This is a genomic window from Catenulispora acidiphila DSM 44928 (assembly GCF_000024025.1).
Classification (GTDB): Bacteria; Actinomycetota; Actinomycetes; order Streptomycetales; family Catenulisporaceae; genus Catenulispora; species Catenulispora acidiphila.
Map to the genome: position 1 here is coordinate 10263718 of NC_013131.1, position 21030 is coordinate 10284747.

Genomic DNA, 21030 nt, shown 5'->3' on the forward strand with positions numbered 1-21030 from the left:
AAGGGAGGACACGGATGAACGCGGTGAACGCGTCCGCGGGCGAGGACGCGGTGCGCGGTCTGATGGAGACCGCCTTCACCGCCGGGGAGCCGGCGCTGCCGGACGTGGACGACGTGATGGCGACCGTGGAACTCCTCGGCGGGCACATCCGCCACCGCCAGCGCGTGCGCACGCGCGTGGCGGCCGCGATGCTGTGCCTGGCCGGGTTCGGCATCGTGGCCGGGATCGCCGCGGTCGCGCACTCGACGAACACCAGCGTCACGAACGTGGTCCCCGGCGGCGGCAGCGGAGGACCACCGCCGCCACCGGCGTCTTTGACGACCGTGGGCGGCAGCGCGCAGAGCAGCGGGACCAGCGGGGGGACGACCAGTGTCGACCCCTGACGAGGGCTGGCTGATTGCTGAGGGCTGAGAGCTAAGGGCTGAGGGCTGGGGCTTCGGAAGGCGAGGCGATGCGGCGGATCTTCCTGCTCGGAGCGGGTCTGAGCCTGCTCGCGACCGCGGCCTGCGGGACCCGGCTGCCGGACTCCGCCTTCGCCTCGCAGAGCCCCGGCGCGGCTGGGACGTCCGGCGCTCCCGCCGCGAATCCGGCCAGCGACGTGGGTGTCACCCCGACCTCGATCAAGATCGGGATGATCGACTCGGTGGACTCGCTGCTCGGCCCGGACACCTTCTCCGGTCCGATGTACGGCGCGCAGGCGTTCTTCAAAGCGCTGAACGCCGCCGGCGGCGTCAACGGCAGGAAGATCGATATCGCGACCTGCGATGACGAGGGCGTCGGCGGGACCGACGTGTCCTGCGCGCACACGCTGATCGACCAGGACAAGGTGTTCGCCTTCTCCGGAAACTCGATCTTCCAGTACGACGCCGCGTCCTACGTCTCGGCGAAGGGCGTGCCGGACATCGGCGGCGAGCCGATCAGCAACGCCTACGACCAGTACCCGCACCTGTACTCGATCTACGGCAGCGACTATCCGCGCGACGGCAAGAGCATCGGGTGGCAGGGGAAGCTGTATTCCTCCACCGAGCCGGAGCATTACGCGAAGACCGTGTTGAAGGCGCACGTCGCCGGGCTCGTGTCGTACAACCAGGCGGACTCGGCGCGGTACGCCGCCTATGAGGCGCAGGCTCTGCGCGCCGAGGGGTTCACGGTCGTGCCGGAGCAGTTGGATATCGCCTTGGCGGACTTCGACTCCGCCGCTCTGGACATGAAGAACAAGGGTGTGGACGTCGTCTTCGACACCATCGACACGGACGGAAACGCCCGGCTGTGCAAGGCGATCGAGGACACCGGGGTGCCGATCAAGGCGAAGATGACGACGGTGCAGAGTTGGGACGCCACGGTCGCCACGACGTACAAGGACGCGCCGAAGTGCCGGAACCTGTTGTACGCCAACTCCTCCGACGCGAACTATGAGGACGTGTCGAACCCGGCGGTGAAGGCGTTCCGGGACGCGATGGCGAAGTACTTCCCGGACCGGCAGGGGAAGTTGTCGGAGTGGGAGATCGACGGCTGGGCCTCGGCGCAGTGGCTCACCGACGCGGTGGCTTCGTGCGGGGCGGACGTGACGCGGGTGTGCGTCGAGAAGTTCATGAATTCGGGGAAGCCTTATGACGCGCACGGGATCATCACGCCGGCGGCGTTCGAGGTGAAGGCGCCGACGGGGACGACGCACGCGTGCTTCAACGTGGCGCAATGGCAGGACTCTGCGAACGGTGGGCAGGGCGGGTGGGTGACGCGAGTGCCGGATATGGACACGAATTGCTATGACGTGCCTCAGGTCTCTTATTCGCCTTAGCGCTGGGTCTCTTATTCGCCTTGGCGCTGGTGTGTCCTGCGGACAAGGTGGATGACCGGTCGCCCTTCGCCGTCATCGAGAACTTTGACCCGGGCTCCGTAGTGCTCGGAAATCCGTTGCTCCGTCAGCACTTCGCGCGCCGTGCCGGTGGCGACGACGGCGCCGCCGACGAGGAGGGTGAGCTCGTCGGCGTACTGCGCGGCGAGGCTGAGGTCGTGCAGAGTGCTGATCACGGTCAGGCCCTCGGTCGCGCGCAGTTCGTCGACCAGGTCCAGGACCTGTTGCTGGTGGCCGAGGTCGAGGGCGGTGGTCGGCTCGTCGAGGAGCAGGACGCCGGCTTGCTGCGCGAGGGCGCGGGCCAGGACGACGCGCTGGCGTTCGCCGCCGGACATCGTGCCGAGCCTCCGGTGGGCGAATCCGGCGAGGTCGAGGCGCTCCAGCGCACTCTCGGCGATGGCCCGGTCGGACCGGGACTCGACGCCGAGGTAGCCCAGGTGCGGAGTACGGCCGAGCAGGACGTATTCGGCGACGGTCATGTCGCCGGGGAGCTGCGGCTGCTGCGGCACGTAGGCGATGAGGCGCGCGCGGTGTTTGGCGGGCAGCTTCGCGACCGATTCGCCGCCGACGCGGATTTCCCCTTGGTAGGCAAGGATTCCGACGATCGCCTTGAGCAGCGTGGACTTGCCCGCGCCGTTCGGACCGAGCACCGCGTGCCAGGAACCGGAGCCCACGGCGAGGTCGACGCCGTGCAGGATCGGCTTGTGGTCCAGCACCACCCGCACCCCGGCGGCCTTGACCGCGCTCACCGGTCGCGTTCCCGCGTCGCACGCAGGATCACCAGGAAGAACGGCGCCCCGACGAACGAGGTCACGACCCCGATCGGCAGCTCGGCCGGCGCCAGCACGGTCCGCGCCAGCAGATCGGCCAACACCAGGAACGCCCCACCGACCAGCAGACTCATCGGCAGCAACAGGCGATGCCCGGGCCCGGCGACGCGGCGCACGACGTGCGGCACCACCAGCCCGACGAAGCCGATGATGCCGCTGACCGCCACCGCGGTAGCGGTCGCCAGCGAGGCAGCAGCCAGCACGATCAGGCGCGTCCGCACGGGATTCAGCCCGAGGGTCGCGGCCTCGTCGTCACCGAGCGCGAGCACATCGAGATGCCGCGCATGCACGGTGACGATCAGGACGCTGATGACGGCATAAGGCAACGCCAACCGCACCAAAGACCAGTCAGCGGCAGCGAAACTCCCGAACAACCACGAGTACACCTGCCGCACATCCGTGGTGCTCCGCTGCATCACGAACGCCTGCACCGCACCCGCGAAGGAGCTGACCGCGACACCTGCGAGGATGAGCGCGGCAGTACCACCCCGGCCCACCAGCGTGCCGAGCACATAGCTGGTGAGCACCCCACCCAACGCCCCGACGAACGCCGCAAGCGGCACCGCACCGATCCCCGCAACAGTGTGCTCGGGCCCACCGCCGAAGACGATGACGAGCGTCGCCGCCATCCCGGCACCAGCCGACGCCCCGATAGTCCCCGAATCAGACAGCGGATTACGAAAGACGCCCTGATAAGCAGCCCCCGCCTGCGCCAACAACGCCCCCACAAGCGTCGCCAACACAACACGAGGCAACCGAATCTGATCCAGCACACTCTGCTGCAGCGGCCCAAGCCCAGTATGCAGGTCAACAAACGGAAGCTTGTCCAGCAGCGCCTCGGCAGTGCCCCCCACCGGCAGCCCAGCCGCGCCACCAAGACTGGCGACAAGAATGGAGGCGAGCAGCACCACAGTGCCGACGAGCAGAGCGATGGTCGGGCGGGCAAGCCGGCGAGGCGAGGAATCGCCTGACCGGTCAACGCCGCCAGGCCCAGCGATCAGCAACTCCGCACCGGCACTCAGCAAACGGTCTGCGCCGGCACGCGAGCCAGCGGGGTCGGCGTGCGTGGGCAAGCCGCTGCTGAGGTTTGGCGAGTTGGTCGCGCCAGCCGAGAGGTCAGCTCTCGCGGGCAAGCTGCCTTCCGCCTCGCCAATGCCCCCAGCCGCCAGCATCGGCGGCGTCTCAGACCCGCGCGCCGCCTCACCAGCGCTCGGATTCGCGCGCGCGGCGGCGGTCTGCCCTGCCGCCGCGTTCGCGTCCGCGCTTGCCTGCCCCATGGGTGCGGCTCAGTCCTGGGCCTGGTTCACGGCCTGGGAGATTTGTTGGACCAGGCCTACTAGGCGGGGGCCCCAGCGGGAGGCTATGTCGTCGTCGAGGCCGACGATGGTGTGCTTGGCGGGGGCGTTCTTCACTGCGGGGATGGCTGACCAGCCGGGGCGGGCGGTGGTGGTGGCGGGGGTTTGCTGGCAGCACTTGGTGTCGGCGAGGAAGATCAGGTCGGGTGCGGCGGTGACCAGGTACTCGTCGGAGAGTTGGGGGTAGCCGCCGCCGGTTTTGTCGGCGGGGTCGGCGATGTTGGTGAGGCCGAACTGGGACAGGATCGAGCCGATGAAGGTCTTCGAGGTGGCGCTGTAGTTTCCGGGGGTGCCGACCTCGTAGTAGTACTTCAGGGGGGTGGCGGGCTTCTTCGTGGCCGCTATCGCCGCGGTGATCTGCTGCTTCATGCTGGAGACCTCGGTGGTCGCGGCGGCGGTGTGGCCGGTCGCGGTGCCGAGTGCGGTGATCTGGCTGTAGGCGTCGTCGAGGGTGTTCGGGGCGTCGAACCACAGGACCGGGACGTTCAGCTTGCCGAGCTGCTCGACGATCTGCGCGCTGTCGTCGGCGACCACCACGAGGTCCGGGTTGTACTTCGCTATCGCCTCGGCGTTCGGCTTGTAGCCGGACAGGCTCGTCTTGGGGGCGCTGGCCGGGAAGTTCGACTGGTCGTCGACCGCGACTACTTGGGAGCCGGCGCCGATCTGGAAGAGGTCCTCGGTCGCCGAGGGCGACAGGGACACGATCTTCTTGGGCTCGGCCGCCAGTTTCACGGCACCGTTCTTGGCGGTGACGGTGGTCGGGAAGGCCGCGGCCGCGGGCGAGGTGGACGACGTGGCGGCGGCCGGAGCCGGCGCCGACTTCGACGAGGAACACCCGGCGGCCAGCAGCGCCGATACCGCGACGACGCCGACGGCCACGCGCCGCGTCAGGCTGTGCGGACGAGAATGCACGAAGTCAGCTCCTCCGGCTGATCCGCGGTCCCCGCAGCGCGCCGCCGACCAAGCCGAGGCGTCACGCGCACAGCCGGACCGCCCCGAACCGCGAGGGCCGAACGTTGACACACCGCGTGAGGCGACCTGGCTCGCTCCCCTCGCGGGAAGCTCACAGTTGCGGGACAGCGCTGGATTCTCACCAGCTTCGCTGCACAAGATGTGGACGGCGCACACCGCCGTCGCCCATGACGCTAGCAAGCGCGGGCGCCCGCGCCTAACCCGAAATGGGGCGACGGCTGGTGATCTGCGCTACTCCCGAAAAATTCTGTCCTGCTGCCAGAAATCCGCGCTGCCCGGAGCAGCGATCACGGCCAGATCGGCGCCCGCTTCTCCACGAAGGCCCGTACGCCCTCGGCCCGGTCCGCCGAGAACGCCGTCGCGCGCCACGCGCCGTCCTCCACATCCAGCCCGGCGGCCAGCGGCAGATCCGCGCCGACCTTCAGCGCGTGCTTGGCGTTGCGCACGCCGATCGGCGAGTTCTTCGCGATCTGCTGCGCCAGCTCCAGCGCCGCCCCGCGCGCCGTCGAACTGCCCGCGACCCGCCGGTCGATCATGCCGAAGCGGTCGGCCTCGTCGGCGTCGACGCGCCGCGCGGTGAAGATCAGGTCCGCGGCGCGGTTCATGCCCACGCGCCGCACCAGCGTCTGCGTCCCGCCGCCGCCGGGGATGACGCCGACCGACACCTCCGGCAATCCGAACACCGCGCCGTCGTCGGCGACGATGAGATCGCAGGCCAGCGCCAGCTCGCAGCCGCCGCCGAGGGCGTAGCCGGAGACCGCGGCGACGACCGGCATCGGCAGCGAACCGAACGTGCCCCAGGTCCGCCGGAACGCCGGCCGGGTGGCGACCAGCTCGGCGTCGGTCATGCGGTCGCGCTCCTTGAGGTCCACGCCGACGCAGAACGCGTGGTTCTTCCCCTCGACCACCGGCGGCACCGCCGACACCACGACCGCGCGCACCGCCGGGTCCTCGGCCAGCTCCGTCCCGACGTCGCGGATCGCCGCCGCCATGCCGGTCGAGATCGCGTTCATCGCCGCCCCGCGGTTCAGCACGATCTCCGCGACCACGCCGTTGCCGAACGCCGGGTGCCGCCGCAGGAGTACGCCGTTGTAATCCTTCTCCGATACCTCACTCATGGCGCCCACAGTAATGAGGCAAAGATCGGATTCCAAAGGTACAGATCGGATTCCAAAGGTCCAGATCGGAGGAATCCGGAGGGTTCAGATCAGAACCCGAAGGGCAGCCAGGGCGCGACGTCGCTCACCAGCGCCCGCGACGCCTCGGCCAGCGCCCCCGGCCGCAGCTCCTCGATGCGCCCGGCGCGTCCGAGCGCGCCGAGCGAGAAGCCGCCGAGGTATGCGGCGCCGAGTTCGCGCGGTCCCAGCACCAGATCCGCCGGAGCCGTGGTCCGCTCGCAGACGGCGCCGTCGGCGTCGCCGCTGAGCCGCCACCGTCCGGTGTTCCACGGGCAGAACGCGTCCGAGACTTCGAAGACCACATCCACCGCGGTCGCGTAGCGCCGTGCCGCCAGTGCCCGGTCCACGTCCACGAGCCGCACATACATGGAGTCCTCCAGCCTCGGCACCACCTGCCGCGTGTCGGCCAGCAGGAACATCAGCGGATCGTCGGTCGGCACCGCGGCCCGGACCTCGCTGACCAGGTCGATCTCGAGCAGGAAGCGCCACATCGCGGCGTAGGAGGCGAGGTCGCGGCCGTAGACCTCCTGTACCCGCACCTTGCCGCTCGGGCGGCCCGGGATGTCGTGGTCGTCCTTGACCCGGTAGCGCGCGAAGCCCACGGTCGTGCCGCTCGCGTCCTCGGCGAGCACGCAGCGCAGCGGTCCGGCGCCTTCGCGCGCGAACTCGTGGTCGGCCAGCGCGGCGTCCCGCCAGCCGTCGCCGACGCGCGGCAGCATGCCCGGACGGCTCAGCAGGATCGCCTCGTGCACCTCCTGGCAGCGGTCGTACGCCTGGAGCGGGTCCGTCATCCGCAGCCGGAACTTCTCGCTGCCGGGCACCGCCGCGAGGGCTTCGGCGCCGCGCGGGATCGTCAGGGCGAGCTGCTGGGTGCCCAGGCCGTAGCCGAACCGGCCGTAGATCGCGGGCTCGGAGGCCTGCAGGACCGCCACCGAGGCGTCGCGGCGTTCGTGCCAGCCGTCCATTTGGTGGCGCATCATCGCGGTGAGGATGCCGCGCCGGCGGTGCGTGGCCTTGACGGTGATGACCGAGACGCCGGCCGCGTCCACCGCCGCCCCGCCGGGCACGGTCATCCGGAAAGCGAACTCCCCGCCGGTGCCGACCAGCTCCTCGCCGTCGAAGGCGGCGATCGTGCGCTCGCGCGGCAGCAGACGCATCCACAGGTCGTGGGCCTCCTGCGGCGGGTTCTCGTGGTAGCCGAGGTCGAGTTGCGCGGTGAAGGCCTCAACCTCGTCGTCCGTGATCGGTCGGACGGGATGGGCCGCGTGGGGTGTCGCGTCGGAGCTCATACCCCATGGCTAACACCGCTTCACCGCGCCAGCCAGCCAATATTCACCCGTCGGCGGGGTGGGCGACGCTCGTCAAGCGGTGAACGCGGCGCCCTTCGGCACGCCCCGCGTGGGAGGCTGGCCCTATGCAGGATTCCGATCCGATCCGCCTGGCCGGCCCGTGGACGCACCGCGACATCACCGCGAACGGCGCCCGCTTCCACGTCGCCGAGATGGGCGAGGGCCCGCTGGTGCTGTTCCTGCACGGCTTCCCCGAGTTCTGGTGGTCCTGGCGCCATCAGCTCCCGGCCGTGGCCGACGCCGGTTTCCACGCCGTGGCCATGGACCTGCGCGGCTACGGCGGCAGCGACAAGACCCCGCGCGGCTACGACCCGCTGACCCTGACCATGGACGTCACCGGGGTCATCCGCGCCCTGGGCCAGTCCAACGCCACGCTCGTCGGGCACGACTGGGGCGCGTTCCTGGGCTGGACCGCGGCGGTCTTCCGACCGGCGGCGGTGAACCGGTTGGCCGTCACCGGTTCGGCCCATCCGCGCCGGCTGCGCCAGGCACTGCTGACCGACCCCAAGCAGATCTCCTCGGCGCGCTTCATGTGGTCCGCGCAGCGGCCGTGGGCGCCGGAGAAGGCGCTGACGCGCGACGCGGCGATGCTGGTCGAGCAGCTGCTCGCGGAGTGGGGCGCGACCGGCTGGCCGGAGCTGGACGTGGCGCAGCGCTACCGCGACGCGATGCTCGTGCCCGGCGCCGCGCACTCCTCGCTGGAGTACTACCGCTGGCTCATCAGGTCCCTGGTCCGCCCCGACGGGATGCGGTACGCGCAGCGGATGCGTACCGAGGTGCGGGTTCCGGTGCTCCATCTGCAGGGCGAGTTGGACAGTGCCCTGCTGCCGCACGTCGCCCGCGGCTCGGGACGCTACGTCACTGCCGCGTATCGCTGGCGGATGATGGAAGGCATCGGGCACTTCCCGCACGAGGAGGCGCCGATGCGCTTCAACGGCGAGCTGATCGACTGGCTCAAGAGCTGAGTCCGGAAGGCTAACTCGGCGTCTTCCCGGACGTCTTCATGTAGAGCAGCACCGCGCATCCGACGGCCATCGCCGGCGCCAGGAACCAGGTCTCCATCTTGTTGCCGGTGCGCTTGATCAGCGGTATCCCGGTGCGCAGCGTGAACGGCCAGAACAGCCGGCAGCCGTGGTCGGTGAGGCAGTCGCCGGCCAGGTGGGTCAGCGCCCCGAGGCCTATCGCGAACGGCAGCCAGCTGGGCGCGCTGGCTATCCACCGGTCCATCAGGACTGTGCCGCCGCCGGCCAGCAGGATGCAGGGCCCGTAAGCGTGGAGGCCTTCTCCCGGCGGGCACAGGTTCAGCGACCGGGCGGCCAGCGCCAGCATGAAGAACACCAGGCCGAGGGTGAAGTAGCGGCCGATGTAGTGCTCGCCGGCCCAGGTGCCGTAGGCGACCAGGGCGACGAACGCGAACGAGTGCGTGGCGTGCCGGTGCCCGCCGCTGATCTTCTCGATCACCTTGCACAGGTTGTGGGTGACCGGTCCGATCGCGTGCGCGATGGTGCCGTTCGGATGGTCGATGTCCGGCAGCAGCGCGGCGCCGGCGGTGATGAAGGTCCCGAAGATGAGGTCCCTGGCCTGGATGTGCGCGGTGGAGCCGTGCATGGCCGGGTAGGCCAGGATGCTCATCGGCAGCGCCGAGGAGGCCGCCGCCCAGGCCAGTCCGCCGCTGGTCGCGTGTGAGTGCCCGAGCATGCCCGATCCGCCCCCTGGTTGTGCTGTCCTGACGATAGTGGCAAGAACGTATCAGGAAGGCGCGACGGAGCCGGGCCCGGCAGAAGGCTGAAACGCCCCGGTCCCGGAGCCGGCGCGGGCTCCGAAACCGGGGCGGGGGCTCAGATCGCGCAGGCCTGGGTGTTGACCGGGACGTCGGTCGCGGCGCCGGCCTGCGCGTCGGAGGAGACCTCCTGCGCGGTCAGCGCGTAGCCGGTGTTCTTGTCCTCCAGCGACTTGGCGAAGACCACGCCGAGCACCCGGCCGTCCGTGGACAGCAGCGGGCCGCCGGAGTTGCCCTGCTGCACCTGCGCGTAGAGGGCGAACACCTGCCGGCGGACGTTGCCGTTGGAGTAGATGTCGGCGCCGGTCGCCGTGATCTGCTCGCGGATGCGCGCGGCGTCGACGGTGAACGGGCCGTCCTCGGGGTAGCCGACCACCAGCGAGGAGTCGTTGGCCTTGCCGCCGAGGTCGAAGTTCAGCTGCGGCGCCTTCAGGCTGGGGACGTCCAGGACGGCGATGTCCCGCTTGGGGTCGAACAGCACCACGGTGGCCGCGTACTGCTTGCCGTTGGACTGGCGCACGACCAGCGAGCGCGTACCGCCGACCACGTGCGCGTTGGTCATCACCTTGCCGGAGGCGTAGACGAATCCGGAGCCCTCGATGTCCTTGCCGCACGAGGGCGCCTGGCCGCGGATCTTCACGATCGAGGCCCGGTCGGCGGCGATCACCGGGCTGTTCAGCAGCGCCGGGTCCGGCGGCGGCACGTTCGCCGGGTCCTCGGCCTGGAAGGGCGCGAACACCTGCGGGAAGCCGTTGCGGTTCAGGACGTTGGAGAACGAGCTGAACCACTGGTTGGCGCCCTGCGGCAGCACCTGGGTCATGCCCTTGAGGATGCTGGAGGAGCGCACCTGGTCGCTGATGGTCGGCACCGAGGACGTGAACAGCGCCAGCCCCAGGAACCACGCGACCATCAGCACCGCGATCACCGACACCACCGCACCGCTGACCGCGTCCACCATCTGCGCCGGCTGCCAGGTGATGGCCTCGCGCAGCTTGGCGCCCAGCATCGAGCCGAGCACCTGCCCGACCACCGCCAGCGCCAGCACCGCGCACAGCGCTATCACCGAGGCCAGCAGGCTCGCCGAGGACCGGTCCAGGAACGTCGGGACGATCACGAAGCCCAGCGCCAGACCGCCGAGGAAGCCGGCGAAGGAGACCACGCCCACGACGAAGCCCTGCCGGTACCCAGAGACCGCGAACGCCGCCACGACCAGCAGCAGCAGGATGTCGAGGATGTCCATCTACTTATCTTCTCCCCCCGGCGCCGCGCGGCTGCGCACCGCCAGCGCCACCACCTCCTGCGGCAGCGGCTCGACCCGCTCGGTGTCCCACGGCAGCTCCCAGCCGCCGGCCTTCAGCACCCCGTCCAGCAGCGCGGCGGTGAACCCCCAGATCAACAACGGTCCGGCCTCGAAGGCCGGACTCGAGGTCCCCGAAGGACTGCCGACCCGCAGCCGGTTCGCCGGATCGACCAGCTCGCTGACCGCGATCCGGTGCACCGAGGCGACCTCCCGCACATCGCGCACCCGCACCGGACTCGGCGAGCGCCACCAGCCCAGCACCGGCGTCACCAGGAAGTCCGAGGGGAAGACGTACTGATCGGGCAGGATCCCGAAAACCTGCACCCCGGCCGGATCCAGGTCGGTCTCCTCGTTCGCCTCCCGCAGCGCGGTGGCCACCGGACCCTCGCCGGGATCCACGGCGCCGCCGGGAAAAGCCGGCTGCCCGGGATGGTGCCGCAGGGTCTTGGCACGCTCGACGAACAACACGTCGGGCCCGTGCGCGGGATCCTCGCCGAACAGGATGAGCACGGCGGAGCGCCGAGGCTCGCCGTCCAGGTCCGCGGGCCGCTTGAACCGGGGTCCCAGCCCTGTCGCGCTCTCCGCGGCGCGAGCCAGCGGGAGCAACCAGTCGGGCAGCGGATCGGCTATCGGAATGTCCATGTCATGGGCAACGCTCACAGCGGCAGACCGCCTTCCCCCGGCTTGTACTTGAGCAGCGCCGCCGCCTTCACCGGATCCTGCTCCCCGATCCCCCGGCTGGGACACAGCTTCGCGATCGGGCACGCGCCACACGCCGGCCTCTTGGCGTGGCAGACCCGCCGACCGTGATAGATGAGCCGGTGCGAGAGCAGCGTCCAGTCCTTGCGCGGGAACATCTCGCCGATCGCGTGCTCGACCTTGACCGGGTCCTCCAGCCCGGTCCACCCGAAGCGGCGCACCAGGCGCCCGAAGTGGGTGTCGACGGTGATGCCGGGAACGCCGAACGCGTCACCGAGCACGACGTTGGCGGTCTTGCGCCCGACGCCGGGGAGCTTCACCAGATCGTTGAGCCGGCCCGGCACCTGCCCGCCGAAGTCGGACACCACGGACTTCGACATGCCCAACAGCGACTTGGCCTTGTTGTGGAAGAAGCCCGTGGGTTTGATCAGCGCCTCGAGCTCCTCCGGATCGGCCGCGGCCAGATCGGCGGGCGTCGGGTAGCGCTGGAACAACGCCGGCGTGACCTTGTTCACGCCCACGTCAGTCGACTGGGCGGACAGGATGACCGCGGTCAGCAGCTGGTAGGGGTTCTCGAAGTCGAGCTCGCACTTGGCGTACGGATAGACGCCGCTGAGTTCCCGGTAGATCTTGCGGGCGCGCCTGACCAGCGCCGTGTGCGTCTCCGGCTTCGCCACCCGGGTGTCGGAAACATCGGCAGCGGCTCGGGTCATGGACTCCACCTTAAGCCGGTGAGCCTAAGGAACGGGTGTGAACCACGAGGCGTCGCTCGGTGGCGGGGGCGACTCCGCCTTCGCTCTTGATGGAGCGGGTCGTCACCGCGGAAGTCTGCATCGTGAAGATAAAAATCGACACGGTGTAGACTTCAGGACGGGAGCGCAGTCGAGCTCCCGTCGATGGGAGTAGCGATGAAGCAGCAGAATTGGCTCATCACCGGGGTCAGCAGCGGTCTCGGACGGGCCTTCGCGCAGGCCGCGCTGGCCGCCGGGCACACCGTGGTCGGGACGGTCCGCTCGGAGGCGGACCTCCGTGCCTTCGAGGCGCTCGAACCCGGGCGGACTCACGGCCGTGTTCTGGATGTGACTGACAGCGGCGCCGTCTTGCGGACGGTTGATGAAGTCGAGCATGACGTCGGGCCGTTGGATGTGGTTGTCGCGAACGCCGGCTACGGCTTGGAGGGGACGTTCGAGGAGACCCCGCTGGATGAGGTTCGGCGGCAGTTCGAGGTCAACGTCTTCGGCGCGGTCGCCACGCTGCAAGCCGCTCTGCCGCACATGCGCCGGCGGCGACGCGGGCATCTGATGGCCGTCACCTCGATGGGTGGGCTCGCAGCGTTCCCTGGTGTGTCCGCCTACTGCGGCAGCAAGTTCGCGCTGGAGGGAATCCTGGAGTCGCTGGGCAAGGAAGTCGCACAGTTCGGGATCCGCGTCACCGCGATCGAGCCCGGCTCGTTCCGCACCGACTGGGCCGGCCGGTCCATGGTCCGGACCGATCGCACGATCGACGACTACGACGACCTGTTCGGTCCGCTCCGCGAAGCGCGCCAGCAGGCAAGCGGCAACCAGCTCGGGAACCCTGCCAAGGCCGGGGAAGCGGTGGTCCGCATCGCCTCGGTCGAGAAGCCGCCGTCCCATCTCGTCCTCGGCTCGGACGCGCTGCGTCTGGTCGGCGCGGCACGCTCCGCCGTCGACGCGGACATCCGCGACTGGGAGGAGCTGTCGCGCACGACCGACTTCGCGGAGGGCGCACAGCTCTGATGAGCGGCCACCACACGCCGAGCCGTCGCGCCGCTCAGAGCAAGGGCGACCTGCGGGAGCGGGCCATCCTCGACACCTGCGAAGCCCTGCTGACGGACAAGGGCTACGACGCCGTGACCGTCGGCGACATCGCGCAGGGCGCCGGCATCACCCGCGGAGCGCTGTACTTCTACTTCGGCTCCAAGCAGGAAGTGGTCACCGCGCTCGTGGCACGAACCGTCGAGCACCTCTGGGAGAGGTCCCGTTCCACGGCCCGGGCCGACGTGCCGCGCCAAGCCATCGCCACGGCGATGCGGCGCACGGTCGAGCTGTGGAACGAGCACGGTCCGGTCATGCGCACGGCGATCGACCTGTCCCTGACCGTCCCGGAGATCGGCAACCTGTGGAACCAGACCGCCGACCTGTTCATCGAGGCGATCGCCGCCGTATTGGAGCACGCCGGAGTCGAGCCCGGCGACGAGCCGAAACAGGCTTCTGCGATGGCTCGCGCGCTGTGCTGGATGATCGAGCGGAACTTCTACCACGCCTCGCAGGAGTCCCGCGAAAGCCTGCAGAACACCTCCGATACGTGCGAACACATCTGGCTGATCAGCAGCGGTCTGTCCTGATGCCCGGTACCGGGTTCCGGTACAGCCGTTCAGCGAGCGCCGATCTCCGCCAGATCCGCGAGATCCTGAAAAACCCTTAGCCAAACCCGTGATCCGCGTTCATCATGAACGCATGTTCCCGACGACCTTCGCGCCGACCGCAGCAGGCTTCGCCCTGCCGGTTTCGGCTGCCGTCGTCGAGGCAACCGTCGTCGCGGCAATCGCTGCCGCAGCAGCTGTCGCAGCCGCCGCATTCACCGGCGTCCGAAGCTGACCCTCCCCGCCTCTGGCGGGAACCGAGCGGGGAGGGTGGCTCCCCTTTCTGGTTCTCCGGCTCCGCGTGTCCCGGCTGACACGCGTGTGGGCCGTCGCCAAGCCGACCTTTCCGCGGGACCGCGCTGATGACGCGCGCCCGCGCCAGCTTCAGGGATCACGCATGTCCAAGCAGCAGTTCACGCGGAGCAAGCCGCATCTGAACATCGGCACGATGGGCCACGTCGACCACGGGAAGACCACTCTGACCGCGGCGATCACCAAGGTCCTGGCCGAGCGTTCCGCCGGCGCGGGCTCGGCCAACCACTACGTCGCCTTCGACCGGATCGACCGGGCTCCGGAGGAGATCAGCCGCGGGATCACCATCAACATCGCGCACGTCGAGTACGAGACCGGGCAGCGGCACTACGCGCACGTCGACATGCCCGGGCACGCCGACTACGTGAAGAACATGATCACCGGTGCCGCTCAGGTGGACGGGGCGATCCTGGTCGTCTCGGCGCAGGACGGCGCGATGCCGCAGACCCGGGAGCACATCCTGCTCGCCAAGCAGGTCGGCGTCCCGCACATCGTCGTCGCGCTGAACAAGGCCGACCTGGTCTCCGACGAGGAGCTGTTGGACCTGGTGGAGCTGGAGATCAGGGACCTGCTGACCGCGCAGGGCTACCCCGGCGAGCAGGCGGCCGTGGTCCGGGTCTCCGGGCTGCGCGCGCTGGAGGGGGACCCGGTGTGGACCCAGCGGATCCTCGACCTGCTGGACGCGGTGGACACCACGGTTCCGAACCCGGTCCGGGACCTGGACTCGCCGTTCCTGATGCCGGTGGAGAACGTGCTGACCATCACCGGGCGCGGCACGGTCGTCACCGGCGCGGTCGAGCGCGGCACGCTGGCGCTGGGCGCGCCGGTCGAGGTGAGCGGGCACGGCGAGGCGTTCACCGCGGTGGTCACCGGCATCGAGACCTTCGGCCGGACCATGGAGGCCGCGCAGGCCGGGGACAACGCGGCGCTGCTGCTGCGCGGGGTGCGCCGGGAGCAGATCCGGCGCGGCCAGGTGCTGGCGGCGCCGCGCAGCATCCAGCCGCACCGCCGGTTCCGCGCCGAGGTGTACGTGCTGTCCTCCGCCGAGGGCGGCCGGCACACCGGCTTCGGCGCGGGCTACCGTCCGCAGTTCCACTTCCGCACCACCGACGTGGTCGGCTCGGTGGACCTGGGCACCGGCGGCGTCGCGCTGCCCGGCGACCGGGTCACGATGACCGTCGAGCTCGGGCACGGCGTCGCGATGGAGCCCGGCCTCGGGTTCGCCATCCGCGAGGGCGGCCGGACCGTCGGCGCCGGGACCGTGCTGGAGCTGGTGGACTAGATGGACTGACTGGCGGACAAAGGAGACGGCCCGATCGGCGACAACCGATCGGGCCGTTTGTCAGTATCCGGATCCGGTGTCCGCCTACCAGCGCACGACGAAGCTGAAGTCGCGCCCCCGGCGCCCCGACAGCTTGTCGTCGGAGGAGATCACCCCGGACGCGATGTGCTTGGCGACCTCGGATCCCGACATCTCCAGCCCGGTCGCGATGACGGTCGTCACCCGCAGCGGGATGTGATGCGTGAACTCCACGCTGACATCGAGGATGTCCGCCTTCGGAAGATCCACGGGATCCATGTCCAGCCGCCAGCCGTCGGCCCAGTCGAGCGCTATGCCGTTGCGCTGCGTCAGCCGCGGCTCGGTGAGCAGCCGTGCGGCGAGCGAGGCGTCGTTCTCGTGGAATCCGTCGAGCGCCGCCGGATCGATGGAGCGGACATGAGCGCGCTCCAGCACCGTCAGCTTGATCGTCTCGCCGCACTGCGCGCACAGCGCCAGCAGCCAGACGTCGAGCAGCTTGTGGTTCGCGTTGACCCGGAAGCGTCCTTGGGTGTGGAACTCCATGGAGGGGCAGCTCCGGCAGCGGCGCCGGATGGTCGGGAGGGTGGTCGGGCGAACGCGCCACTGCGTCGAGGCGCGCACGAGAAAGGTGTTTGAGAGCACCAGGAAAGCCGATCTGCTGCGAGATCTACGTGAGACGTCGGCGCGGCGCACGAAAGCGCCGTCGCCGGCTCGACATACAGATGCCTGGGAGAAGAAAGGGCAGCCGGACGCCGATGACCTGCCGAGGACACGAACGACAGAGCCGGTGGCGCGACAGCGCTAACCGGCCTACGACCCCTCAGGGTCGGGCGTGTCTTCTCGACGCGACGAACGTCTCAGCTGGTGTACAACGGCCTGCCCTTGACGCAGCGGCCCGGATCGCCAGTGGGCGGATACCGGATGACGCTGTGAGCGTAGCGCCGGTCGCTCAGGCATGGCCAGCGAATTATGCTGCGATCTATGAGCAGACCCGCAGTCGGCGCACCACTGCGGCGCTGCGCGGAGTGCGGAGGCTATGAATACAGCGGTCCGCCCGCCTGCGAATCCTGCCGAATGCTGGTGGACGGCCTCGTCGAGGAAGAGTGGATCGCCTTTCTGCGGCAATGGAATGCTGATGCCGACCAAGAGACCGCGCTGGCCGAGATGGTGGTCTCCGAGCCGGACCACCACGACTGGCGCATCGTCGACGCCGCCTACGACCGCCTGACCTGTCACGAATGCGGCGAGCGCCTGAGCCGGGGACCGGTCGGCTGCTCGGCGTGCGATCTCGCGCACGGATTCCGGTACGCCGCCATCGAATCCGACCGTCCAGGTGCGCTGCCGGGGAACGAACACGGCGTGCGGGTCAACGTCTCGGTCGTGCGGCGACCGCACGTCACCTCAGAGGGTGAACTTCTCTCGCGGCGCTTGGTCCTGCCGCTTCTGCTGATCGGCTGGCTGCCGACGACCGACCAGGCGCAGCATGCCAGTGCCCTGATCAAGAAGGCGCCTTCGGCCGAGCGTGCCCGGGTGACCGAGCGAACGATTCAGGCCTGGATCGACCAAGCCCTCAGCCGACCTCGACCGTGACCGTCCGGGTCGCCCCGTCGCGCGAGGCCAGCGTCACCGGGCCGAAGGTGATGATCGGGATGGCGCCGCCGTCGCCGCCTTTGTAGTACCCGGTCGCGCGGGTGATCCGCACGGCGAGGGCGACCAGCGCGCCGGCCGTGCTCGCGTCGCCGCGCACCTTGGGCTCGGTGAGCGCGCGGTGGCCGTGCGCCTCGCCCCACACGTGCACCGCCCAGGCGTCGCGGCTCATCTCCGGCAGGATGCTGTCGTTCGCCCAGGCCCACAGCCAGGATTCGGCCTCGGCGTGGAAGCTGCCGAGGATCTGCGCCGGCGCGGTCGCGGTCTTGTCCGGGAACGTCCAGGTGATCAGCCCGGTCCGCTGGTCCAGGTCCCACCGGTCGGCGGTGCCCAGACCCCAGGCCTTGGCGTGCGCGGCGCCGAGCTGCTCGATCATGTCCTCGCCCTGGAGCAGCAGCGCGTTCAGGTCCGAGGTCTCCGGGAGGCGGCCGGGGTCCGGTCCGGCGCCGCGCTCGAAAGGTCCCATGCGGCGCAGTCTGCCAGGCGACCGATCAGCGCCGCGACGCGATCGAGCTGTTCTTCCTGCGCGGCCAGGCCGATCGCGCCGAGGCGCAGCACCAGGTGGCGCGCACCGGCGGCGATGTACGCGCCGAGCCCGGCGGCCACCTGGTCGGCCGTACCGGTGACGACCGCCTGGATCGTCTGCAAGTCCGCGAGCGGCATGCCGTAGTTGGCTCGCGCGTAGAGGTCGAGCTGCGCGCGGCCCGCCGCCTCGTCGGTGTCGACGCGGACGGTCACGAACAGCGCCGGCGTGACGGCGTCGGCCGAACGGCCTTCGTCCTGCGCGGTCTGCTGGATCGCGGTCAGGCCGCTGCGATAGTCGGCGGGATCCGGCGGGTAGGGCAGCCAGCCGTCGTAGTGCTTGGCGGTGCGGGCCAAGGCTGCCGGCGTCGCGCCGCCCAACCAGATCGGCGGTCCCTCGGGCCGGAAGGGCTTCGTCGCCGGCGGCAGATCGTCGAAGCGGACGAGCTCGCCGTGGAAGGACGAGGCTCCGGCCCATACCGCGCGCCACAGCGCGACGGTCTCGTCCAACCGCTGGAAGCGGCGCTCCCACGGCAGTTCGGACAGCGTGTACATCGGACGTCCGAACCGGCCGGGGAACCCGGCGCCGACCGCGACGACCAGGCGTCCGCCGGACAGCACGTCGATGGAGGCCAGCGACTGCGCGGCCTGCACCGGCCGCCGCATGAACGGCAGCAGCGCGCCGGTTCCCAGCGTGACGCCCGCCGTCGCCGGAGCGAGGGCCGCGAGCATGGTCAGCGCCTCGATGCGCGGGCTGATCAGCGAATCGTTGACGAACAGCGAGGAGAACCCGATCCGCTCGGCCCGCAGCGCCAGCGCCACGACGCCGCGCGGATCGTCCCCGGGTTCCCACTGCGCCGTGCCGGTCGGAAGCAACACACCGATGTCCATGGCATCGATGCTGTCCGCCGCGCTGCGGCGTCTCAATTCCCTGGAGGGAATCACGCCGTGACCCGCACCGCGGCCGCTCTGCGACGTCAGCGTGACATCGCGGTCTCCTCCTCGACCCGCGACAGCTTCTCGGGGTTGCGGACCACATAGATTCCGGTGATCAGACCGTTCTCGGTGTGCATCGCCACGATCGTGTCGACCGCGCCGCCGGCCCGGATGATCACCCCCAGACCGCCGTTGACGTACGCGGTCTCCATGGTGACGAAGGCGCCCAGGTGCGACAGGCCGTCGGCCATGAACCGGGACACGACCTCGATGCCGTAGAGCGGCTGCGGCGTGGCCTGCACGACGCCGCCGCCGTCGCCGATGAAGACGACGTCCGGGGCGAGCAGGTCGAACAGGCTCTGCAGGTCGCCGGTGTTCACCGCTTTCTGAAACGCCTCGGTGGCGCAGCGGGCGTCGGAGGTGGAGGTCACCCCGCGCGGCCGCCGAGCCGCGACGTGGTTGCGGGCCCGGTGCGCGATCTGCCGGACCGCGGCCGGGGTCTTGTCCACCGCTTCGGCGATCTCCTCGTACTCCAGGCTGAACACGTCGCGCAGGACGAACACCGCGCGCTCGGCGGGCGTCAGCGTCTCCATCACCAGCAGCATCGCCATCGAGACGCTGTCGGCCAGCTCCACGTCCTCGGCGACGTCCGGCGTGGTCAGCAGCGGCTCGGGCAGCCACGGCCCGACGTAGGACTCCTTGCGCCGGCCGAGCTTGCGCAGCTGGGTCAGCGCCTGCCGGGTCGTGATCCGCACCAGGTAGGCGCGCCGGTCCCGCACCGTGTCCAGATCGACGGTGGTCCAGCGCAGCCAGGTCTCCTGCAGCACGTCCTCGGCGTCGGCGGCCGAGCCGAGCATCTCGTAGGCGACCGTGAACAGCAGGTTCCGGTGGGCGACGAAGGTCTCGGTCGCGGACTCTTCCAACGTTCGCTCGTTCATGGACGGCACCTGCCTGTTCGCTCTCGAGTGCTTTTACACGGGACTCAGGGACCCGCCGTTCTGTGACACATCGGCAGCGTGACCTACATCACATCAGTGAGCAGTCACAGCCCGCCGACGGCCGGCATCTCCTGTCCATGGAAACCCGATTCGACTTGTCCGCCAGCCCGACCGCTTCCAAGCTTCTCAAGCGCTTCTATTCGACCTCCCAGGTCATAGAGAAGTCCTCCCTCCCGAAAACACTCCAGGACCTGGTATCGCTCCGGGTCAGCCAGATCAACGGCTGCGGCTGGTGCGTGGACATCCACACGAAGGAGGCCGCGGCCGCCGGCGAGACGCCGCTGCGCCTGAACCTGGTCGCCACCTGGCGGCACAGCACGGTCTTCACCGAGTCCGAGCGCGCCGCCCTCGCCCTGGCCGAGGAGGGCACCCGCATCACCGCCCCCGGCGAAGTGGTCTCCGACGCTACCTGGGCCGCGGCCCGCACGCAGTTCGACGACGACCAGCTCGGCACCCTGATCTGCCTGATCGCCATGATGAACGCGACCAACCGGATCTCGCTCATCCCGAACCTGCTGGGCGGTTCCTACGAGCCGGGGATGTTCGCCGCGCTGGAGAACTGAACCCGGCGGCGAGCCGCGCTTGACCTTGACGCTGGGTCAACCTTCCAGCATGGCTGTCATGACGACGACAGCGCGAACGACCGCCGCGACCTCCGCGACCCTTGCGATCAGCGTCACCGGCCTGCGCAAATCCTTCGGCGAGAAGACCGTCCTGGCCGGCGTGGACCTCACGGTCCCGGCCGGGACGGTCTTCGCACTGCTCGGCCCGAACGGCGCAGGCAAGACCACAGCGGTGCGCATCCTGTCCAGCCTGATCGCCCCTGACGGCGGCCAAATCTCGGTCGCCGGCCACGACCTCGCCGAGGCGCCGGAGGCGGTCCGCTCAGTGATCGGCGTGACCGGCCAGTTCTCCGCGGTCGACAACCTGCTGACCGCACGCGAGAACCTGATCCTGATGGCCGACCTCTACCGGCTGGGACGCCGCGCCGGCCGGGTCCGCGCAGCCGGACTGCTCGAACGCTTCGGGCTGACCGACGCCGCCGACAAACCGCTGTCGACCTACTCCGGCGGCATGCGCAGGCGGCTCGACCTGGCGATGACACTCGTCGGCGACCCGCAGGTGATCTTCCTCGACGAACCGACCACCGGCCTGGACCCGCGTAGCCGCCGCGAGCTGTGGGCGATCGTGCGCGAGCTGGTCGCCGACGGCGTCACGATCCTGCTGACGACGCAGTACCTGGAGGAAGCCGACCAGCTCGCCGACCGCATCGCCGTGCTGGACGGCGGCCGGATCATCGCCGAGGGCACGGCCGCGGAGCTGAAGCGGCTGATCCCCGGCGGACACATCACGCTGCGTTTCGCCGACGCCGCCAAGCTTTCCGCGGCCGCCGACGTGCTCGGCGCGGATTCGGTCGACGAGGACGCACTCACCCTGCAGGTCGCCGGCGACGGCGGCTTCGACTCGCTGCGAACGGTCTTGGACCTGCTGACCTCCGCGGGTCTGCCCGCTGAGGAGTTGTCCGTGCACACGCCGGACCTCGACGACGTGTTCCTGGCGCTGACGGCCGACAGCTGATGTCGCCGATGCCGATGCCGCCGGTGGTTCCCCTGC

The 21030-nt window shown here is 69.9% G+C and carries 23 protein-coding genes and 1 riboswitch; of the genes, 10 read left to right on the forward strand and 13 right to left on the reverse strand.

What is annotated here, in order from left to right; genetic code table 11:
• Positions 1 to 14: 14 nt before the first annotated feature.
• Together CACI_RS43765 and CACI_RS43770 are read left to right on the forward strand one after the other, a co-directional pair.
• Positions 15 to 383, forward strand: a complete 369-nt coding sequence (locus CACI_RS43765) for a hypothetical protein (protein ID WP_015797388.1) — start codon at positions 15 to 17, stop codon at positions 381 to 383.
• Positions 384 to 451: 68 nt separating this feature from the next.
• Positions 452 to 1798, forward strand: coding sequence for an ABC transporter substrate-binding protein (locus CACI_RS43770; protein WP_015797389.1), 1347 nt, complete (start codon positions 452 to 454; stop codon positions 1796 to 1798).
• A gap of 11 nt (positions 1799 to 1809) precedes the next feature.
• Here CACI_RS43770 and CACI_RS43775 read toward each other — a convergent pair whose 3' ends face one another.
• The 5 genes from CACI_RS43775 to CACI_RS43795 form a co-directional block, all read right to left on the reverse strand.
• Positions 1810 to 2604 carry an ABC transporter ATP-binding protein gene (locus tag CACI_RS43775; protein WP_015797390.1) on the reverse strand — a complete coding sequence of 265 codons (795 nt, stop codon included), beginning with the start codon at positions 2602 to 2604 and terminating at the stop codon, positions 1810 to 1812.
• A complete protein-coding gene (locus CACI_RS43780; RefSeq protein ID WP_015797391.1) occupies positions 2601 to 3962 on the reverse strand; it encodes a FecCD family ABC transporter permease in 1362 nt (453 codons plus the stop codon). Before CACI_RS43780 ends, CACI_RS43775 begins: the two co-directional genes overlap by 4 nt.
• 9 nt (positions 3963 to 3971) lie before the next feature.
• On the reverse strand, positions 3972 to 4952 hold the full coding sequence (locus CACI_RS43785) for an ABC transporter substrate-binding protein (protein WP_015797392.1): 981 nt from the start codon (positions 4950 to 4952) through the stop codon (positions 3972 to 3974).
• Positions 4953 to 5077: 125 nt separating this feature from the next.
• Positions 5078 to 5138, reverse strand: a riboswitch (cobalamin riboswitch).
• Between the two features lie 161 nt (positions 5139 to 5299).
• Positions 5300 to 6130, reverse strand: a complete 831-nt coding sequence (locus CACI_RS43790) for an enoyl-CoA hydratase/isomerase family protein (RefSeq protein ID WP_015797393.1) — start codon at positions 6128 to 6130, stop codon at positions 5300 to 5302.
• 89 nt (positions 6131 to 6219) lie between these two features.
• On the reverse strand, positions 6220 to 7479 hold the full coding sequence (locus tag CACI_RS43795; RefSeq protein WP_015797394.1) for a GNAT family N-acetyltransferase: 1260 nt from the start codon (positions 7477 to 7479) through the stop codon (positions 6220 to 6222).
• 125 nt (positions 7480 to 7604) lie between these two features.
• Here CACI_RS43795 and CACI_RS43800 point away from each other — a divergent pair, with 125 nt between their 5' ends.
• The gene (locus CACI_RS43800; protein ID WP_015797395.1) at positions 7605 to 8504 is read left to right on the forward strand and encodes an alpha/beta fold hydrolase; all 900 of its coding nucleotides are present in this window, start codon (positions 7605 to 7607) and stop codon (positions 8502 to 8504) included.
• Between the two features lie 10 nt (positions 8505 to 8514).
• On the opposite strand, the gene CACI_RS43805 is transcribed toward CACI_RS43800, so the two are convergent.
• The 4 genes from CACI_RS43805 to nth all read right to left on the reverse strand — a co-directional run bounded on the left by CACI_RS43805 (position 8515) and on the right by nth (position 12031).
• Positions 8515 to 9237 (reverse strand): metal-dependent hydrolase, encoded by a 723-nt coding sequence (locus CACI_RS43805; RefSeq protein ID WP_015797396.1) that lies wholly within the window; start codon positions 9235 to 9237, stop codon positions 8515 to 8517.
• Positions 9238 to 9377: 140 nt separating this feature from the next.
• Complete coding sequence (locus CACI_RS43810) at positions 9378 to 10559, reverse strand: MarP family serine protease (protein WP_015797397.1); 1182 nt, start codon at positions 10557 to 10559, stop codon at positions 9378 to 9380.
• Positions 10560 to 11261: an NUDIX hydrolase gene (locus CACI_RS43815; protein ID WP_041540823.1), complete on the reverse strand. Its 702-nt coding sequence runs from the start codon at positions 11259 to 11261 to the stop codon at positions 10560 to 10562.
• Between the two features lie 14 nt (positions 11262 to 11275).
• The gene (nth, locus tag CACI_RS43820; RefSeq protein WP_015797399.1) at positions 11276 to 12031 is read right to left on the reverse strand and encodes an endonuclease III; all 756 of its coding nucleotides are present in this window, start codon (positions 12029 to 12031) and stop codon (positions 11276 to 11278) included.
• Between the two features lie 195 nt (positions 12032 to 12226).
• Between nth and CACI_RS43825 the strand changes: the two genes are divergently transcribed.
• From CACI_RS43825 to tuf, 4 genes are all read left to right on the forward strand, one after another.
• A complete protein-coding gene (locus tag CACI_RS43825) occupies positions 12227 to 13075 on the forward strand; it encodes an oxidoreductase (protein ID WP_015797400.1) in 849 nt (282 codons plus the stop codon).
• The gene (locus CACI_RS43830; protein WP_015797401.1) at positions 13075 to 13683 is read left to right on the forward strand and encodes a TetR/AcrR family transcriptional regulator; all 609 of its coding nucleotides are present in this window, start codon (positions 13075 to 13077) and stop codon (positions 13681 to 13683) included. Before CACI_RS43825 ends, CACI_RS43830 begins: the two co-directional genes overlap by 1 nt.
• A gap of 112 nt (positions 13684 to 13795) precedes the next feature.
• Positions 13796 to 13936, forward strand: a complete 141-nt coding sequence (locus tag CACI_RS51865) for a hypothetical protein (protein ID WP_190276699.1) — start codon at positions 13796 to 13798, stop codon at positions 13934 to 13936.
• Positions 13937 to 14098: 162 nt separating this feature from the next.
• Positions 14099 to 15295, forward strand: a complete 1197-nt coding sequence (tuf, locus tag CACI_RS43835) for an elongation factor Tu (protein ID WP_015797402.1) — start codon at positions 14099 to 14101, stop codon at positions 15293 to 15295.
• Between the two features lie 84 nt (positions 15296 to 15379).
• Here tuf and CACI_RS43840 read toward each other — a convergent pair whose 3' ends face one another.
• The gene (locus CACI_RS43840) at positions 15380 to 15856 is read right to left on the reverse strand and encodes a DUF1062 domain-containing protein (RefSeq protein WP_049871926.1); all 477 of its coding nucleotides are present in this window, start codon (positions 15854 to 15856) and stop codon (positions 15380 to 15382) included.
• Between the two features lie 531 nt (positions 15857 to 16387).
• Between CACI_RS43840 and CACI_RS43845 the strand changes: the two genes are divergently transcribed.
• Positions 16388 to 16903: a hypothetical protein gene (locus CACI_RS43845; protein WP_015797404.1), complete on the forward strand. Its 516-nt coding sequence runs from the start codon at positions 16388 to 16390 to the stop codon at positions 16901 to 16903.
• Here the strand turns inward: CACI_RS43845 and CACI_RS43850 are convergent.
• The 3 genes from CACI_RS43850 to CACI_RS43860 form a co-directional block, all read right to left on the reverse strand.
• Positions 16884 to 17426, reverse strand: a complete 543-nt coding sequence (locus tag CACI_RS43850) for a DUF6882 domain-containing protein (protein WP_041540824.1) — start codon at positions 17424 to 17426, stop codon at positions 16884 to 16886. The two genes, CACI_RS43845 and CACI_RS43850, sit on opposite strands and share 20 nt — an antisense overlap.
• Positions 17363 to 18373 (reverse strand): LLM class flavin-dependent oxidoreductase, encoded by a 1011-nt coding sequence (locus CACI_RS43855; RefSeq protein ID WP_015797406.1) that lies wholly within the window; start codon positions 18371 to 18373, stop codon positions 17363 to 17365. Before CACI_RS43855 ends, CACI_RS43850 begins: the two co-directional genes overlap by 64 nt.
• 86 nt (positions 18374 to 18459) lie before the next feature.
• Positions 18460 to 19356, reverse strand: coding sequence for an RNA polymerase sigma-70 factor (locus tag CACI_RS43860; protein WP_015797407.1), 897 nt, complete (start codon positions 19354 to 19356; stop codon positions 18460 to 18462).
• 137 nt (positions 19357 to 19493) lie between these two features.
• Between CACI_RS43860 and CACI_RS43865 the strand changes: the two genes are divergently transcribed.
• Together CACI_RS43865 and CACI_RS43870 are read left to right on the forward strand one after the other, a co-directional pair.
• A complete protein-coding gene (locus tag CACI_RS43865) occupies positions 19494 to 19979 on the forward strand; it encodes a carboxymuconolactone decarboxylase family protein (protein ID WP_015797408.1) in 486 nt (161 codons plus the stop codon).
• A gap of 49 nt (positions 19980 to 20028) precedes the next feature.
• Complete coding sequence (locus CACI_RS43870; protein ID WP_015797409.1) at positions 20029 to 20994, forward strand: daunorubicin resistance protein DrrA family ABC transporter ATP-binding protein; 966 nt, start codon at positions 20029 to 20031, stop codon at positions 20992 to 20994.
• Positions 20995 to 21030 lie beyond the last annotated feature (36 nt).

What these genes read in the sequence shown, in the direction of transcription:
- CACI_RS43805 (WP_015797396.1), bottom strand. Translation starts at nt 9,237, where the DNA reads ATGCTCGGGCACTCACACGCGACCAGCGGCGGACTGGCCTGGGCGGCG.
- CACI_RS43855 (WP_015797406.1), bottom strand. Translation starts at nt 18,373, where the DNA reads ATGGACATCGGTGTGTTGCTTCCGACCGGCACGGCGCAGTGGGAACCC.
- CACI_RS43850 (WP_041540824.1), bottom strand. Translation starts at nt 17,426, where the DNA reads ATGGGACCTTTCGAGCGCGGCGCCGGACCGGACCCCGGCCGCCTCCCG.
- CACI_RS43790 (WP_015797393.1), bottom strand. Translation starts at nt 6,130, where the DNA reads ATGAGTGAGGTATCGGAGAAGGATTACAACGGCGTACTCCTGCGGCGG.
- CACI_RS43800 (WP_015797395.1), top strand. Translation starts at nt 7,605, where the DNA reads ATGCAGGATTCCGATCCGATCCGCCTGGCCGGCCCGTGGACGCACCGC.
- CACI_RS43810 (WP_015797397.1), bottom strand. Translation starts at nt 10,559, where the DNA reads ATGGACATCCTCGACATCCTGCTGCTGCTGGTCGTGGCGGCGTTCGCG.
- tuf (WP_015797402.1), top strand. Translation starts at nt 14,099, where the DNA reads ATGTCCAAGCAGCAGTTCACGCGGAGCAAGCCGCATCTGAACATCGGC.
- nth (WP_015797399.1), bottom strand. Translation starts at nt 12,031, where the DNA reads ATGACCCGAGCCGCTGCCGATGTTTCCGACACCCGGGTGGCGAAGCCG.
- CACI_RS43770 (WP_015797389.1), top strand. Translation starts at nt 452, where the DNA reads ATGCGGCGGATCTTCCTGCTCGGAGCGGGTCTGAGCCTGCTCGCGACC.
- CACI_RS43840 (WP_049871926.1), bottom strand. Translation starts at nt 15,856, where the DNA reads ATGGAGTTCCACACCCAAGGACGCTTCCGGGTCAACGCGAACCACAAG.
- CACI_RS43815 (WP_041540823.1), bottom strand. Translation starts at nt 11,261, where the DNA reads ATGGACATTCCGATAGCCGATCCGCTGCCCGACTGGTTGCTCCCGCTG.
- CACI_RS43795 (WP_015797394.1), bottom strand. Translation starts at nt 7,479, where the DNA reads ATGAGCTCCGACGCGACACCCCACGCGGCCCATCCCGTCCGACCGATC.
- CACI_RS43780 (WP_015797391.1), bottom strand. Translation starts at nt 3,962, where the DNA reads ATGGGGCAGGCAAGCGCGGACGCGAACGCGGCGGCAGGGCAGACCGCC.
- CACI_RS43865 (WP_015797408.1), top strand. Translation starts at nt 19,494, where the DNA reads ATGGAAACCCGATTCGACTTGTCCGCCAGCCCGACCGCTTCCAAGCTT.
- CACI_RS43765 (WP_015797388.1), top strand. Translation starts at nt 15, where the DNA reads ATGAACGCGGTGAACGCGTCCGCGGGCGAGGACGCGGTGCGCGGTCTG.
- CACI_RS43825 (WP_015797400.1), top strand. Translation starts at nt 12,227, where the DNA reads ATGAAGCAGCAGAATTGGCTCATCACCGGGGTCAGCAGCGGTCTCGGA.
- CACI_RS43860 (WP_015797407.1), bottom strand. Translation starts at nt 19,356, where the DNA reads ATGAACGAGCGAACGTTGGAAGAGTCCGCGACCGAGACCTTCGTCGCC.
- CACI_RS43830 (WP_015797401.1), top strand. Translation starts at nt 13,075, where the DNA reads ATGAGCGGCCACCACACGCCGAGCCGTCGCGCCGCTCAGAGCAAGGGC.
- CACI_RS43870 (WP_015797409.1), top strand. Translation starts at nt 20,029, where the DNA reads ATGGCTGTCATGACGACGACAGCGCGAACGACCGCCGCGACCTCCGCG.
- CACI_RS43845 (WP_015797404.1), top strand. Translation starts at nt 16,388, where the DNA reads ATGCTGGTGGACGGCCTCGTCGAGGAAGAGTGGATCGCCTTTCTGCGG.
- CACI_RS51865 (WP_190276699.1), top strand. Translation starts at nt 13,796, where the DNA reads ATGTTCCCGACGACCTTCGCGCCGACCGCAGCAGGCTTCGCCCTGCCG.